The organism is Flavobacterium aquidurense, assembly GCF_002217195.1.
GTDB classification, from domain to species: Bacteria; Bacteroidota; Bacteroidia; order Flavobacteriales; family Flavobacteriaceae; genus Flavobacterium; species Flavobacterium frigidimaris.
Map to the genome: position 1 here is coordinate 148,707 of NZ_MUGR01000004.1, position 15,754 is coordinate 164,460.

Consider the following 15,754-nt stretch of genomic DNA (forward strand, 5'->3'; position numbering starts at 1 on the left):
CCTGTCGGATTTAGAATCGGAACATTCTTAAATCTTCTGGAAAATTTTGATTATTTTAAGCCATCAAATCGAGAAAACGTATATCTTTTCGTTTTAAAATCAACTAAAAAAACATCAAACAAATCATTAATGGACAAACTAAAGGTATTTTTGTTTTTTCGTTTAGTGTCTTTATATGGATAAAAGTGTATAAGATTTTTCAAAAATAAAAAAGAAACCCAATAGTTAGAATACGTTTTAAATGCAATAATTCCTGACTTTGCTTCCTCTGCTTAAATTTTCTTCTAAAAAAAACTGAGATTAAACTAATTTTTCTTACATAAATAATTATATTCGCGATGCCACTAATCGTTAAAAAATTGTAGAAAAATGATGCTTTTTAAGTCCCTGTTTAAGAAATCAACTTTAGAATGCCCAAGATGTCTAGGTACAACATTTGTAGACTGGGATGACATACATCGTTTAAACCGAACATTAAAATGGGCGCCAGGACCTTGTGCTTATTGTTTAGGCACCGGAAGGGTTTCTAAAGAAATGGTTGCACAAGTTCCCGTAGATTACACGTACCTCACGATAGATTTACCGGAATCTGAAATGGAAAAAATAAAAGATGGTGACGAAGAAACATTAGAAAAAGGAAGAATACACGAACTTTTCTTAGACAATCTTATAAAATATGTTGAAAATCAATACTTAAATAACAAAATGGGCGCTGAAAGTATTGCGAATCTCTATCTGACAACTGAAGATGAAACTGCTTTATTTTCGCTGGAAAGAGAAAATCTAGTTCAATATATTGAGAAAATAATCGAACTAAAAAGAGCTGAACTGAATTAAATTCAAAAATAAAACTCCTGTTATACAGGCCAAAAAACTTTTTAAAAACACGTATAAATACGCATTGTCAGAACTTTATTTAGTGGTAAAATTGCGGTAAATAATTTTTACTTGAGGTATAATTTTCCCTTACGGAAAATTATTAAAGTGTTGTCATTTTTTTTGGAACAATTAAATGAGATTTCAATCGCCAATAACGATTAAAATCTCATTTTTTTTATGATTTACATAACAACAATCTATTATTGTCTATTTGTTTTTATATTCAAACTAAAACTTTGCTTTTTAAAAAACTTAAAACAAAGAGTTCGTTCTCACAAAACCTTTTACTAAAGCAAGTGCCTTAATACTGCTTACATGAAATTCTATAGTTTGATGATCGGGGTTTTGTGCTACAAATTGCACGTATCCTTCTCGCTCAGATTGCTTGAGATAACGCGTAAAAAAAGATTCATTGCCATCATTGTTTACATAAACCAGATACATTTCGCCCCAAATAATATTGTTTTCGAGATTGAATATCTTTTTATACATGACGATGTCTCCGCTTTTCAATAAAGGGTGCATACTATCGCCGGCAACATACAATGCACCATCGCAATTTGACGTTTTTGGCACCCTGATAAAATCTGCCGGTTTTTGGTTTTCATTGTCACCAAATAAGTCGATAATTCCGGAAGTGGTCTGAATATCATAAAGAGGAATGTCAGGATTATCTTCTGATTTACCAATTTTCTTGTAGAATCTTCCGTCATTTTCTTCTAAAATATTCAATTTTATCATATTTCCGGATCCCGACAGGAGCCAATCCAGGTCGATATCTGAGTATATTTTTACGATATTTTCTAATTTATCGAGTCCAATTGTTTTGTTTTTCTTTAATTGACTCGCAAATGAACCGTTAGACATGCCAATTTTTCTTTCGAAAGCACTTACTCTAACACCTTTATAATCAATATACTGCTTAATTCTTTGTAATGTAGTTTCTGCCATAAATATTCTTTTTTAGAAAAAATCTTACCATTTATTTGCTGTTTAGGAAATATCCTACTATATTTGCTATTGAATAAGAAACAAACTGAGCAATGGACAAACCTACGAAAAAAAATAAGAAATATACCTATGATCAGGGTATCATTAAGGCTTTGGCAGAGAAATATAAGATAACGGCTTTTTATGTCCGGCAGTGTTTAAGTGGTCATTCTAACAGCGCCACTGCTGATAATATAAAACTGGATTACAAAACGTTAGAAAAAAAGCTGAATGCAACGTATACTATTTTTATCAATAAATCAGAAAATGATTCTCAATAAGAATAAAAGACAAATAAAACACGGAAATCGTGTCTTGTGAAGAAGGTTGATAATAACAAAAAAAACTTTTTTACTAAATAATTACTGCTCTATAAAATTACAAACGGTTCTTTTAATACATATTTATAATTAGTACGTTGGTTAAATAAAATACATCAATTTTTTTAAGTTCATGTTTTCTTTATTGTTGTATTTTAATGGGGGAGCTTCCTACTACTCCCTCATTTTTTTAACCAAAATATTTAGGGCCGTTTTTCTAAGCAATATTACCAAGTCCGCCAGGAAATGGTCTGTAAGCATAATAATGCAAAACTTCTTCGATCGCTATTTTTAATGCTTCATTTATCGGGAGCAGAATAATTCCCATTTTAAGATCTATTTGGTTCAACTGCATGTAATAATTCGTAAAAACAGGAATGTTTTTTCCATTATTAATTGATTCCTCGGCTTTATGAAAGTTTTCTTCCTGCTGTTCTTTTATAATTTTACAGGTCGCCAATCGCAGTTTTCCATATTTATCAGTATTGGCGGCATAACCAAAAAGTCGGCATATTAATCCGCGATAACGATAATTGCTGCAACTCCCTTTATGCTCTAAAACAGAAAGCGGTCTATATATCAAGCAATTGCCTGCAGTAGTATTGTTTAATAATGCTAAGGTTTCTTCAGCTTTGCCATTTAAAAACAAATGAAATGCCCACGGTAAAAACTCTAAAGGCGAAGCATCAATATTGGGTGTCGTACAACATTTGCCGCAGCCTGCGTTGCAATACAAATGAGTCTCTGACTGAAAGGCGGTAATCTCAATCTCCAGGCGGTCAAATAATGCTTCAACCTGCCTAACTTTATCTTCTATTCCCATCCTTTTTTTGGTAAGGTAGGTTAATAGAAATGGCTCAAGCCACAATGACGATAGTATTGGGAAAAATAAAAACGGAAGGAAAAATTCCAAAAAATAAAATACCAAATTCCAAAGCAGGAAAAAAGAAATTCCAACTTTTATCCCTTTGCCTCTTCGCCCCTTTTAATCTTCCTAAAAAAACCAATTGCTCCGGAAGACCATAGTGACACGAAGATCAAAACAGGCTGAAAAAACAATCGCATCAAACGTGCCTGATCAGTGTCGAGCCCAAAAGCATTGGTGCCATTTAAATATTGGGCGATATTGCCGGGAAAAACCAATACATAAAATACCGCCAGCGCAATTCCTGCTTGTACTTTATACTTTGTTAGAAATACCATACTAAGCCCTAATGCAATCTCTACAATTCCCGAAAGGATCACAACAAGATCTTTATCGAGCGGAATCCAATTAGGAACCTGTGCCTGAAAATCGGCTCTTTGAAAAGTAAAATGACCAATAGCAGCCATTATCATGAAAATTCCGAGAAGGATTCTGAAAAAATTCTGAGATTTAGATGTTTTTATATTTTCCATATCCAATAGTATTTGCCTAACGTTTTATTTCCAATTTAAAAAAATTGATTCTCTCAAATTTACAACAATATAAAGTATGCTTTTTGCAAATTTTTTATTGCATTGTTGTTTAATATCCATGTGGTTAATCACTTTTGGCTGCACAGGAAAATAACGAAACTTTAATTTAAAATCCGTTCAAAAATCAAATTTCCTATGGTACTTTTGCGTTGTGGAATATCCTAAAATTAAAGCCCTAAACCTGTATGACACGAGAACATTATATTCCATTTAACAAGGAATTTTTACTCGAACAACAACTAAGTTCATTTGTCGAAGATTCGAAAAAAGTCGATGATTTTAAAAAGCTGTTCGATATTATCGAGCATTATTTTCATTATGAAGCTTTTAACCTCAACCGAAGCCTAAAACAAAACTACGCTTTATTCGACCCGGATTTAAGCGAGAAAGAGCGCAAAAGTTTTATAGGCAAAAGTGATTTTTCAATTTTCAAGGAAACACTGCTTACCGTTTTAGAGCAAGGAAATTATTCTCGTATTGATCAGGAAACATTAAACAAAGCTTTCAGCGAATCTGATTTAATTGGTTTAGATCTTTCGATTGATTTTAATGCTTTCAAAGATTACGAATTGTATGTTCGCGGTCAGCACAAAGCCAAGGAAAAAGTAAAAAAATACATTTTCTGGAAAAAAGAAATTGAAATCGAATACTACGATCGTGTTCTGATTTATCTACATTACAGCGATCCGGATTACATCAGGGAAAATAAAGTCAAATTGGGAAAAATGCCAATTGAACCGGGATCTGTATCATTAAAAATCTTTAAGCGTGTTCCTAAAAACGACATCGAAACAATCTTTCCAAATGCGATTCCAAGAATGTCAACAAAAGACAAATTGTTCTTTTGGGTTCCCGGAATTGGCGGTGGAATTTCCTTGTTAAGTACGACCGTAATCCCTGCTTTGATTGGCATGTATGCAGCATATCAATCCGGCGAGACAATTGATTTATTAAATAGTAAAGCTTCGCTTAATCAGGGTTTAATTGCATTGGGAATCCTGTCATTGTATTTGTTTCGCCAATACAGCAACTTTGTAAATAAGAAGATCAAATATTCTAAAATACTTTCTGACAGTCTTTATTTTAAGAATCTCGGAAACAACAGTGGCGCTTTTTATTCGCTTTTAAATTCATCTGAAGAAGAAGTGCTTAAAGAAACAATTCTGGCTTATATCTTTTTATACAAAAGCGAAAATCCTTTAACAGCAGAAGAACTCGACATTCAGATTGAATCCTGGTTTACCACAAAATTACACACTGATCTTGACTTTGATGTTCAGGATGCTTTAATAAAATTGAAAAATATTGGTCTTGGCATAGAAACCAACGGCAAATGGAAAGTTATCGCCTTAGACAAAGCACTTGTCACAATTGATGAATTATGGGATAATGTTTTTGAGTACAATGGGAAATAGGTTTATAATGTTATGCTAGTTTTGATCTGAATCTTTTTTTAATGGTGATTTTATAATTTCTTTTTGATCCGAATTTCTATATCGATCAACGAAAAAGAAATTTCAGTAGATTTACTTAACTAACCTTAAAACCAAAAAGAATGAGAACATTAGATCAATGGTTTGCAGAATATGCCGTAAGTCACCAAAACCCGAAAAACAAAGCCATACATTATGTATGTGTTCCTGCAATTTACTTTTCTATAGTGGGATTATTAATGAGTATTCCGAGTGGTTTTATTGCCAATACACTCCAATTAAACGCGCCGATTATTGAAAACTGGGCTGCTGTTGTTTTAGTTTTCGTACTTATTTTCTATATTCGGTTATCAATAACTATGGCGATTAAAATTGCGATTTTATCCGCAATTTGTCTGATAACAAATTATTATATCGGGCAAATTGTACCTCTATGGATTTTCTCTATTGGTGTTTTTATAATCGCCTGGATCGGACAATTCTACGGACATAATATTGAGGGCAAAAAACCTTCTTTCTTAAAAGATCTTCAGTTCCTGATGATTGGTCCGGCTTGGGTGGTGGAAAATTTATTTTCTAAGAAATAAAAAATCAGGCTTCAAATTCCTAAAAAACAATATGTATTTAAAATCTATTTAATTAACTAACCTAAATTTATGCCTTATGGGAATGATTGCCAATTTACTTCGGGTTACTCCTACTGAACTTGAAACGTATTTAAACGATAGTACTCTTTTAGAAGAAAGGATCTATAGTCCTCATGCCGAAAGGGATTTTAATCTTAAAGATCTGGACAAATCCTGGGATGCCATTATTTTTTTATTAACGGGCCAGAATATTCAAAATGCCGATCATCCGCTTGTTCAGGTTCTCTTTAGCGGACAGATTGTTGACGAAGGACAGGATTTAGGCTACGGCCCTGGTCATTATCTGACACCCAAACAGGTTAAAGAACTCAACAGCCAAATCTTAATCTTTACCACCGAAGAACTTCAACAAAGATATAATCCCGAAAAAATGATCGAAATTGATGTTTATCCTTCTGTCTGGGATGCTGAATCTTTTGAGTATGTAGATTTCTATTTTAAGCGTTTACAGCAATTTTATGCTGAAGCTGATAAAAATGGGCAGGCCATTATCACTTTTTTGAGTTAGGCAATAACGCCTTATCTTATTCAGCGGTAAGTAAAAGCACAAATTATGAAAACAGAAGCCAACAGCGGGATTGAAATTGAAAACCACGTGCTTTTACTTACCGATGAATCAGGTGCGCTATTGGTTATTTAGACATAAGTCTTCCGATATTCTTAGTTGGTTTTCCTCTGATTCCTTTTTTTACTATATCAATTTAAGAGAAATTTTTACGGGAACTTTGTGCCCAAATTAGCAAATTTTTAAAATAATTAAACCCAAATGTAAAACGATTCCAATCCGGAGTTTAAGCATTTGGGTTTCTCTTTATATCTTTTTTTGTAATGTTCCCTAATCAATTTAAGCAGTACAAAAACAATTTCAAACTCAAAATAAAAACAAATCTTATTCTATTAGTTTTTTGACTTTTAGAGGAGCACCCTTTTTCTTTTTCATTTTAATTTTGTTCGATTTTTAAAGATCTTTTCATCCCAAAATAAAAATCACAACCAACAACTCAGAAACATAAAAAAAATTATTTCACAATAACTTATAGTCTCTCATCTTACATAAAGAAAAACATGAATTATTTTAAGCACAATACGATACTAATCGCTACAATTATGGCATTAACCTGCAACATAACAATTGCACAAAAGAAAACGACAACAAAAAGCACTGCTGCAGCCACCAATGGTATTACAGACCAGCAAGCTTATGCCATTATTAAATATAGTAATGCTGTTATTGATTTGCATAATAGTTATGTGAGTGCCTTAAAATCACATCAAAGTACACTAGATAATAATGCTGATCAAAATGTAGTAAAACTAAAACGCAATCCCAACATACAGCCTGTTTATATTGGTTGCGACAGGAACTCACTTTCGCCTGAAAGAGACAAAGCCAACAGAACTACTCTTAAAAACATTCCTGCTATTCCTGAAAAACAAAATTTACAAAACCTCAGTACAAAAGCACTTGCACACTATGACAAAACAAATGCTTTTTGTGCAAACATCAGTCAATATTTTTCTAAGGCGGAGTACAAAAACGACACGAACTTTACCCAATACACAGTCTTAAAAGACAGTATGCAGTCAAACATTAAGCAATGCAGCCAATATTGGAGTGAGTTTGCTCAATTAGCTGCAAATGCCGGTGACAGGGCTGAACTGGTTTTATTAAAAAAGAATAAACTTGCTTCTTACATTATTCCAATGAAAGAAAGCTTAAACAGCATACAACAAGTAAACACAATGCTAAATGATCAAAGCATAGATGTAGAAATCGTGAATACAAAGTTGGCCACTGTACAAGCGCTTATCACTCAAAAAATAAATGACAAGAGTACTGATTTTTCTAAACTGAGTGATGTATACTATAAAGAAGTATACACGAAGTTCTTCATAGAATGCAATAACAGTACAACCATACTGCAAAGCGTAATAGACAAAATAAAAACAAAGGCCTCTCAACAAACTATAAGCAGTGCCTACAGCTCCGCAAGTACGTCATACAATAACGCCGTACAGGCATACAACACCTTTATCAAACAATAACTGGACTATTGTTTATACTTAAAACTGGATCACATTTACACTCCGGACAAATTCTAATTTTGCAGAATGAAAGAGATAATAATTTCCAATTTAAAAGAAGTTCAGGACCGCATCAAAAATGCCTGTGAACTTTCCGGCAGAAATGCCTCAGAGGTACAATTGTTATTGGCAACTAAAACTGTCCCTTTCGAAAAAATAAAAATGGCCATTGATGCCGGAGCAACTCTGATTGGTGAAAACAAAATGCAGGAATTACGGGATAAAGATCCCGGATTAAAAAAAGTAAACATAGAACGTCATTTTATTGGTCATTTACAAACTAATAAAATAAAAGATGTCCTGAAATATGTTTCGTGCATTCAGTCTTTAGACAGGTTACATCTTGCACAGGAACTGGACAGGCAATTGCAAAAAGAAAACAGAAACCTGGATGTTTTCATTCAGGTGAATACTTCTTTTGAAGAAAGCAAATTTGGACTTCGGCCAGACGAAGCAGTTTCTTTTATTCGGGAAATAAAAAAATACGACACGTTGAATATTAAAGGTTTAATGACGATTGGTTTGCTGGATGTCGAAAAAGAAAAAATGCAGCCTTCTCTGCGTTTATTACGCCTGATCAGGGATGAAATTTATGCCGCTGGAATTGATAACGTCAAGGAACTAAAACTTTCTATGGGAATGTCACAGGATTTAGAACTGGCTATTGCCGAAGGTTCAAATATGGTCAGGATTGGGACTTCAGTTTTTGGAAACCGATTTTTAGGAAAAGAAATATGGAATGAAAATATTGCAGAATAAACTTTAATTTTGCACCAAATAAAACTGAAATGAATCTATACGAGCTTACTGTAAACGATACCGAAAAAATAACATTAGATGACTTACTTTTTAGTGACGAGAACAAAGCTGCTTTACTGCAAACGCTTAAGGAGCATGAATATATTGATGCATTAAAAAAGTACAATCTTAAGGTAGATCATAAAATATTACTTCATGGTCACTCGGGTTGCGGCAAAACGACGACAGCAAAGGCTATTGCCGGTGCTTTGAACAAGAATATCGTGATTATCAACCTGAGTACTTTAATTAATGCCCGAATTGGCGAAACATCAAAAAATGTAAAAGCCATATTCGACAAGGCAATCAGAGAAAAGGCCGTATTGTTTTTAGATGAATTTGACCAGATCGGAAAAAGCCGCGACAGCGACGATAAAGATGTTGGAGAAATGAGACGCCTTGTTAATACAATCATTCAACTGATAGATTATTTCCCGTCAGACAGTTTGCTCATTTGCGCAACGAACCATTATCATTCTATTGACACGGCTTTATTAAGAAGATTTCAGATCCGTTTACAATTCGAAATGCCCAACGAAGGCGAACTGGATGTTTATTATGATAAAGTACTGGCTGAATTTCCTGAACATTTACAAGATATTCAGCGCAAATACAGTATTTCTTATGCTGAAGCCAAAGATTATATTCATACTACAATGAAAAAACAAATTATTGCTGAACTGGAACTTCAGAAGCTCTTGCAGCAGTAATTATACATTTATTGCGGCTGCCCGGTTTTTCTTTGTCTGCGTTTTGGCCGCTGCATTCCGGATCTGATATAACCTGGCACAAAACAAACTAAGAGATGCTCGCGTTTCCAGCGGTAACATTTCAGGAAAAAAAACATCGACACAAACAGAAATATTCCTGCTCCCACGGCCACCTGAAAAGGATAGTAAAGTATATTTTCCTGAGGAATAATCATAGGCACAAGAGCAATAGCACAAGCCGGAGCAAAAGGTTTCCTGACAAGTTCGAAAAGAGAAAACAGGCATATAAATAATAAAAGCACCGTATATAATAAAGGCAATCCCAATATTGTATGCACGTAATACTGAAAAAATGTTCCTAAAATAGCCGAAATTATAACGACCATATAAACTTGTAAAGGGCGATTGCGAAACCCTGACGAAGAAGAGCTGAATTCTATAAACATAACGATCAACGGAGGCACAATAAAGAATAATTCTCCAGTATACACCGGAATTGCAGCTATAAGGATTAAACAAATAAACAATCTAATCCAGTGCTTTGAACTATGTTTGTAATATCCTTTTTTTTTATCAAAAGCGATAACCTGACGCAATGCATTTTTCTCCAGAAACCATTGTCCCGAAACAACCAAAAGGCTCATGATAAAAACAGAAGCAGGATAAACAACAGAATCTGTTCCTAATAAAACCGGTAACATAGCTGCTGACGTTATTGGGATTAATGTGGTACGCGTAACAATAAGGCAAAACGAAGTAAATACAAAGGAAATCGCAATATTGACTAAAACAGGAAACGGAGAATAACGAACTAATAATATTCCGAATATGGCACAAACAGTCATTAGTATGACAAGCATGGTTCTGCTTACTGTCCATATTTTTTTATCGATGACCCATAAACCAAGTACTAATGCGGCCATTTCCGGAAAAAGTATTTCTTTCTGGTCAATCCATTCTGATGCACCAATCATTAAACCAATGATAAGCAGGGCAAAGAGATATCGTATTAATTTGAGTTTATTCACTTTTCTAAACTTTGTGTTGTTGACTTCACTAACTATTTTTCATTGCGCTTTTCAGCCATTATACTTTAATCTTTCAAAAGCCTTTGGGCACAGTCAGAAGCTACAATCAGACCTCCCGCCATCATAATAATATCTTTTATAACCAATCTTCCTGCCCCTGAAAGATATGGAAAACCAAAATGAGGTGTAGGCAAATCTCCGCCTAAATCAGGAACCCAGACTTCAGGAGTGGTAATTAGAAAAGTAAGTGTTACTAGTGCCATTCCAGCCGTGAGCAATCCGCCAATAAGTCCCAGACGGTTATTAAAAATTCCCAGTAAAGTTAGTAAACCAATGCCAATGATTACCGTTCCTAACAGATACGAAAAAGTATAAGTGCCGTTTTGGGTATTCCAATCAATATTCTTCTTTACGACTTCCCCTTCTTTATTCTTATGGTCTTTATATTCATTTGAATTAGTATTGTAAAAGAAACTCATTAAAGGACTATTCGCAACGAAAGGAACGATTCCGTCTGCTTCATATTGAAAGAACTTCAGACCGCCAATCCATACCATTACGATACAAATAGCGATTCGCATTATATTAAAAAATTGATTTTGTAAATTGGCCAATGTTGCTAAAATGCTCATATTCTTGTTGTTTTTATATTGACAACAAAATTACCTGCATCCGGTTCCGGTTACAATGGACAAATAGGGATATTATCTGGACAAATCTGCTACTATAGATATCCCTACATTTTCCCTAAAAGCTGTGGGAGTAATTTTGGTATGTTTTTTAAAATACCGGCTAAAATAATTCTCATCATCAAAATTGAGTTCGGCAGCTATTTCTTTCATACTCTTGTAGCTAAGATGAATTAATTTTTTACACTCAAGTATTACTCTTTCGTGAATTAATGCAGAGGGTGTTTTCAGAAAATGCTGTTTGCATGTCTTCGAAAAATTATTAGGAGAAAGTCCCATTTGGGCAGCGTAAAAAGAAGGCTGCCTTTCTTTATGAAAATTTTCTTCTAGTAATGTTTTAAATTTCATTAATGGATGATGGGTATTCTTTTCCTCATCAACAACAAGATCTTTTGATTTGATTTTGCTGCATAACGCAAGAATCAATTGCAAATAAGCTTTTATTACTGATTTAGAATAACTGTCTGTATTTTCTATTTCAACAATCAGTTTGCCTAAGATATAATTCATTTCGACATGATCTTCATGTTCAAGATTTATATAAGGCTGCTGGTATATATTATTAAATAACAGCCCATTGCAGGCGACTTCTTTTTTATGGTATTCTATGCAGTAAAAATCCCCATGAAACTGAAGCCTTCTTGTTTTAAGCGGCTTTTCTGTATCAAAATAAATAATTTGATATGGTGTTGTAAATAATGCTATTTTACCATCAAAAACATATTCATTGAGATCTACACTTACTTTGCCGCTTCCTTCCAAAAGAAAAATGTTGTACATAGGCGAACTTCCACATTGATTGATATAATCTGTGGTACAATCCTCAATCGTACAGTCCTTTTTATCTGTTTGCTCTTCTTTCATCCGTATTCTTAACTTAGTATTCTTCGTTCTCAGCGCATCATTGCGAAGTTGAACAAATATCGTCTAAAAAACTACTGCAAATTTTATTAAAAAAACCTTATTTCAATCTCATAAAATTAGTTTTAAATTAGCACTACATCAAATGTCGTAAAAATGTCGTGGGATAACCGTTACCAGATTCTTATTTTTAAAATAATTTTGAAGTAAAATAAATTATATCAATATGAATTCTATAGGAAAAAAAATCAGCGACACAAGAAAACTTAAAGGTCTTACTCAGGAAGAGCTTGCAGAATTGTCTAAAGTAAACCTGAGAACAATACAAAGAATTGAAAACAACAAAAACGAACCACGCGGAAAAACGCTGAGTATGATTTGCGATGTTCTTCAAATTGACAAAGCACATTTGCAGGAATTAAATCAGCTGTCGCAAAAGAAAACAGTTACCGCTTTTATTATCGACGGCATCTTCTTAATTCTTTTAAACCTGCTTTTAGTGAGTATTATTGGCTACCTGACATTGCCTCCTGAAGCCACTATAAACAGCAAAACCGGAGCAATACTTTTAAGTTTTTTCATTCCATTTTTCATCGTTCATTTTACGCAAAAAATGAGCGCCACGGAACGAACTATAAAGTTTGGTTTTGGATTTGTAGCACAAATAATTTTATTTCTAGTCGTGCAAGGTTTTATCAATACCTGCAAAATTGGATTTAGATCGTGGACTTTTTCGTGTATATTGATCTTTATAGGTGTTTTATTCTATGGGAAGATTATGTTTAAACCTCAGAAATAAAAGAGTAAGCAAAGGAAGATCTTAATAAACATGAGTTACTTCTGAGCCACAGCCTTTATAAACAAAATTTAACATGATCCAAATCCCTTCTCATAATCTATGAATGATTATTTCATAATGAAGCAATTAGCAAAAAAACAAAAAGCCTGAGAATCTATATTCTCAGACTTTCAAATTTTAAAGTGAACTTGCAAGTACAAAATTCGAACCTTTTACTTGAAGATTTCCAAGTTTTAAGCGAGTTGACAGAGGTTTAATAATAAAAGTATTTGATTGTCCGAGTTTATTAAAAAGTTGTAACTAGCCAAAATTGGACTAATACAAAGCACATTCGGTTGTATGAAATGCAAAGCCCCTTAGTTTAAGTATATCTAATAAATACACAGAAAGTTTATCATTTGTTCCAGCAATATTGAAAAGTTAGGCTTAATAATATTGTATTTATATATGTAATAACTCGAAAGGTTTCAATATTAAAAATTCATCGTATTGTCAACTAGAATATTAAAATAATAAACTAAAATTTAAAATTATGAAACAGTTGCCTAATTTAGATGCATTCGCAAAAATTCTTATAGACAAAGGCTTTAATGTTTTCTTTCAAACACAAGTAGCCTATCCCGGAAGGTTGAAAGAAAGCATTACCGAATTTATGGAAGCTTGCAACAATGGTAAAGAATCTGATAGAGACGGAAACTTTTTACTATCGACTTATCTGCAATGGTCAGGAGATGATAATTCAAGTATTGTATGCGATTTTTGGGTAAGAAAAGAAAACGACGGTTTTGATATACAAAAAATGGAAATTACAAGTAAAAACAGATACGGACAACTTTTGAAAAAAGCGGAACTAAAAAACCTTTCAATAAATTCAATTCCGACACTAAAGGAATCCATTGCCGAGGTTTCTGTATTTTCTCAACAAAAAGATTTTTCTCAAAAAAGAGGATTTAGAATGTGACAATTATAAAATAATTAAGCATAAAAAAACAAAAGCAAGTGTCTTTATTTGTCTTTATGGGGAAAAAGAGGCTCCGACACTTTTATGTCAATCCTAGTTAATACAAGGTTTAGAAAATAATATTTAAAAGAGGGGCTCTAATCATAAATAAAATATCAAGATAAGAAATAAACAATAATTGAGTGAATTATTGACATAGAAATTACCGATAAAAATATTTACTGAATCATACATTATAAGTTAAAGATTTAATTTTTTTAATATCTAATTTATCAAGTAAATAATCTTCCCTTACACTATGGCATTTATCGTAATTATTTGTAATTTAGAGTATTGAATAAAAATACCACATCTTATGGAAGCACATACTCTTGTTTTATCTGCAACGAAAATTGCCGTACCTGATGTCCCTACAATTGATTTTGTAACCAGTTTAATTAATCGTGGATTAACCCAGATGGAATATTTTGGTATTGAGATTGACAATCACTGCGATATTATCAGTGATGATATGGAGGCAGTCAGCAATGAAATTACATATATCGATATTCACTTTGACACCGAGCTGACCATTGCGTATGACTCCCTGAACGAAACTGAGGTCGACCAATTAGCAATAACAATGCTGCACGATTGTAATCCTGAGATCAGAGCTGACCTAAAAGACATTACAATTTATTTATAAAATGGATAAAGAGAAAATAAAAGAACTTTTCACGAAGGAAATTGAAACGCTCATTTCTGAAGCTGAGCTGGCAATCGAAGAAACGGCAAGAGCTGCGCGGCTAAAAGCAAAATACGAGTTACTGGAGAAATTTGATCTTTTTGTGAAAGCCATAAATGCGAAAATGAACGCTATACTTGACAGCAATGGTGTAGATTTTAAAAGTCAGGCGGAACTAGATTCCTTTATGAACTTTATGAGGCCGACATTTGATAAAATGTATGAAAAATATACGAATCTTGGTAAGGATGAAAATTAAAGCATGTATTGTATAGAGTAGAACTGTAAAATATCAGCCTGTTTTAAAAAATGATTTCAATAGCTTCCAAAGCTTGCAAAACCAACTATGCATGACGTATTTTTGTCTGCATTCACTAGCTGGGGGATCTATGTAAGTAACATTAATTCTTTCAATATACTGGTCAATTCCACTTGGTCTGGATCGGATGATTTCTTCCCTTTTCGATTGGAAAATCGCCGTGAATTCCTCCTGCGTTAAAGTAATTCCATGGGCATACATATTGGCTTTCATCGTACTGCGTATAAAATTCAGTTCATTCTCCTGGCATCTCATTATATGTACGCCGTATTCTTGTTCTGGATCAAAAAAATCACTGGGGCTATTGTATTGCACAAATTCCGTTACAGCATTAAGTTCAATGAAAAAACGCGCGTTAAAATCTTCGACTGAAACATTTTTAAATAAGTCCATACTGAAATTTTACAATGAGGGAAATGCTATTAGGTTCCCTTCATAAGGAAAGGCAAAATCTGTTATTTTTACCGAATGGTCCAGCCATGCAGATTCATCCTGGCTTTTGAGCATAATTGGCATTCGCATCTTATGGTTGTGAATATACCGCATAGTATCATTGGCTTTTGTTGTAACCATAGTGTAGGTGTTTTTGATTTCTTCCGAAACTGGATCTGTCCATGAGGAATATAATCCTGCGAAGGTGAAAATTTCATCATCTTGTGAGTTGATTTGGTATTTGTCTTTGCTCTTTCCTTTTTCATCATTCCAATGCCATTCATAATAGGCAGATGCTATTATGAGACAGCGGTTGTGCGTTATATTTTTAAAAGATGCTTTTTCGTCGATGGATTCAATCCTCGCATTGAGGGTATTTTTTCTAAATTCGATATCTTTTGCCCATGCCGGAAGCAGTCCCCATGTAAAGTCCGTTGTAATTAAATGCGGCGATGTATTAAGAATTACAGGGATATTAGGATGGGAAAATCCATTTATAAAATCAGATTGAAGATAAGTCTCTTCATTATCCACTTCAGCATTAAAACGTCGTTTTACATTTTCAATAGCTGCTGACTGCTGGGTATAGTAACACATAATTTTTATGTCCGTTAAAGTTTA

General features: G+C 33.5%; 20 protein-coding genes. 12 read left to right on the forward strand and 8 right to left on the reverse strand.

Translation table 11 applies throughout. From position 1 onward, the window contains the following. The first annotated feature begins 369 nt into the window (after positions 1-369). On the forward strand, positions 370-837 hold the full coding sequence (locus B0A67_RS03200) for a hypothetical protein (RefSeq protein ID WP_072959716.1): 468 nt from the start codon (positions 370-372) through the stop codon (positions 835-837). A gap of 294 nt (positions 838-1,131) precedes the next feature. Here the strand turns inward: B0A67_RS03200 and B0A67_RS03205 are convergent, their stop codons facing one another. Next, positions 1,132-1,830 carry a S24 family peptidase gene (locus tag B0A67_RS03205; protein WP_072959719.1) on the reverse strand — a complete coding sequence of 233 codons (699 nt, stop codon included), beginning with the start codon at positions 1,828-1,830 and terminating at the stop codon, positions 1,132-1,134. A gap of 92 nt (positions 1,831-1,922) precedes the next feature. Between B0A67_RS03205 and B0A67_RS03210 the strand changes: the two genes are divergently transcribed. Next, positions 1,923-2,150 carry a hypothetical protein gene (locus B0A67_RS03210; RefSeq protein WP_072959722.1) on the forward strand — a complete coding sequence of 76 codons (228 nt, stop codon included), beginning with the start codon at positions 1,923-1,925 and terminating at the stop codon, positions 2,148-2,150. A gap of 256 nt (positions 2,151-2,406) precedes the next feature. On the opposite strand, the gene B0A67_RS03215 is transcribed toward B0A67_RS03210, so the two are convergent. Together B0A67_RS03215 and B0A67_RS03220 are read right to left on the reverse strand one after the other, a co-directional pair. After that, the gene (locus B0A67_RS03215) at positions 2,407-3,012 is read right to left on the reverse strand and encodes a YkgJ family cysteine cluster protein (protein ID WP_072959725.1); all 606 of its coding nucleotides are present in this window, start codon (positions 3,010-3,012) and stop codon (positions 2,407-2,409) included. Positions 3,013-3,149: 137 nt separating this feature from the next. Continuing rightward, complete coding sequence (locus tag B0A67_RS03220; protein ID WP_072959727.1) at positions 3,150-3,587, reverse strand: DoxX family protein; 438 nt, start codon at positions 3,585-3,587, stop codon at positions 3,150-3,152. Between the two features lie 245 nt (positions 3,588-3,832). On the opposite strand from B0A67_RS03220, the gene B0A67_RS03225 reads away from it, so the two are divergent. The 6 genes from B0A67_RS03225 (at position 3,833) to B0A67_RS03250 (ending at position 9,320) form a co-directional block, all read left to right on the forward strand. Continuing rightward, complete coding sequence (locus B0A67_RS03225) at positions 3,833-5,062, forward strand: TMEM143 family protein (protein ID WP_072959729.1); 1,230 nt, start codon at positions 3,833-3,835, stop codon at positions 5,060-5,062. A gap of 140 nt (positions 5,063-5,202) precedes the next feature. Continuing rightward, complete coding sequence (locus B0A67_RS03230; RefSeq protein ID WP_072959732.1) at positions 5,203-5,667, forward strand: Mpo1 family 2-hydroxy fatty acid dioxygenase; 465 nt, start codon at positions 5,203-5,205, stop codon at positions 5,665-5,667. Positions 5,668-5,743: 76 nt separating this feature from the next. Beyond that, positions 5,744-6,235, forward strand: a complete 492-nt coding sequence (locus tag B0A67_RS03235; protein ID WP_072959736.1) for a YfbM family protein — start codon at positions 5,744-5,746, stop codon at positions 6,233-6,235. Positions 6,236-6,792: 557 nt separating this feature from the next. Further along, a complete protein-coding gene (locus tag B0A67_RS03240) occupies positions 6,793-7,773 on the forward strand; it encodes a hypothetical protein (protein ID WP_123887334.1) in 981 nt (326 codons plus the stop codon). Positions 7,774-7,839: 66 nt separating this feature from the next. Then, positions 7,840-8,571: a YggS family pyridoxal phosphate-dependent enzyme gene (locus B0A67_RS03245; RefSeq protein ID WP_072959742.1), complete on the forward strand. Its 732-nt coding sequence runs from the start codon at positions 7,840-7,842 to the stop codon at positions 8,569-8,571. A 29-nt stretch (positions 8,572-8,600) separates the two neighbouring features. Continuing rightward, on the forward strand, positions 8,601-9,320 hold the full coding sequence (locus B0A67_RS03250) for an AAA family ATPase (RefSeq protein ID WP_072959745.1): 720 nt from the start codon (positions 8,601-8,603) through the stop codon (positions 9,318-9,320). Between the two features lie 8 nt (positions 9,321-9,328). Here B0A67_RS03250 and B0A67_RS03255 read toward each other — a convergent pair whose 3' ends face one another. The 3 genes from B0A67_RS03255 to B0A67_RS03265 all read right to left on the reverse strand — a co-directional run bounded on the left by B0A67_RS03255 (position 9,329) and on the right by B0A67_RS03265 (position 11,901). Next, positions 9,329-10,348 (reverse strand): hypothetical protein, encoded by a 1,020-nt coding sequence (locus B0A67_RS03255; RefSeq protein WP_072959748.1) that lies wholly within the window; start codon positions 10,346-10,348, stop codon positions 9,329-9,331. A 65-nt stretch (positions 10,349-10,413) separates the two neighbouring features. Next, the gene (locus B0A67_RS03260; RefSeq protein WP_072959751.1) at positions 10,414-10,980 is read right to left on the reverse strand and encodes a DUF417 family protein; all 567 of its coding nucleotides are present in this window, start codon (positions 10,978-10,980) and stop codon (positions 10,414-10,416) included. Between the two features lie 72 nt (positions 10,981-11,052). Further along, entirely contained in the window at positions 11,053-11,901 is an 849-nt protein-coding gene (locus B0A67_RS03265; RefSeq protein ID WP_072959754.1) for a helix-turn-helix domain-containing protein, read from the reverse strand. 223 nt (positions 11,902-12,124) lie between these two features. On the opposite strand from B0A67_RS03265, the gene B0A67_RS03270 reads away from it, so the two are divergent. The 4 genes from B0A67_RS03270 (at position 12,125) to B0A67_RS03285 (ending at position 14,641) form a co-directional block, all read left to right on the forward strand. Next, on the forward strand, positions 12,125-12,697 hold the full coding sequence (locus B0A67_RS03270; protein WP_072959756.1) for a helix-turn-helix domain-containing protein: 573 nt from the start codon (positions 12,125-12,127) through the stop codon (positions 12,695-12,697). A 532-nt stretch (positions 12,698-13,229) separates the two neighbouring features. Beyond that, positions 13,230-13,658 carry a hypothetical protein gene (locus B0A67_RS03275; RefSeq protein WP_072959759.1) on the forward strand — a complete coding sequence of 143 codons (429 nt, stop codon included), beginning with the start codon at positions 13,230-13,232 and terminating at the stop codon, positions 13,656-13,658. Between the two features lie 355 nt (positions 13,659-14,013). Further along, a complete protein-coding gene (locus tag B0A67_RS03280; RefSeq protein ID WP_072959762.1) occupies positions 14,014-14,343 on the forward strand; it encodes a hypothetical protein in 330 nt (109 codons plus the stop codon). Position 14,344: 1 nt separating this feature from the next. Further along, entirely contained in the window at positions 14,345-14,641 is a 297-nt protein-coding gene (locus B0A67_RS03285) for a hypothetical protein (RefSeq protein WP_072959764.1), read from the forward strand. A gap of 33 nt (positions 14,642-14,674) precedes the next feature. Here the strand turns inward: B0A67_RS03285 and B0A67_RS03290 are convergent, their stop codons facing one another. Then, positions 14,675-15,094, reverse strand: a complete 420-nt coding sequence (locus B0A67_RS03290) for a hypothetical protein (protein ID WP_072959766.1) — start codon at positions 15,092-15,094, stop codon at positions 14,675-14,677. A gap of 9 nt (positions 15,095-15,103) precedes the next feature. After that, on the reverse strand, positions 15,104-15,730 hold the full coding sequence (locus B0A67_RS03295) for an SOS response-associated peptidase (protein ID WP_072959769.1): 627 nt from the start codon (positions 15,728-15,730) through the stop codon (positions 15,104-15,106). Between the last annotated feature and the right edge of the window lie 24 nt (positions 15,731-15,754).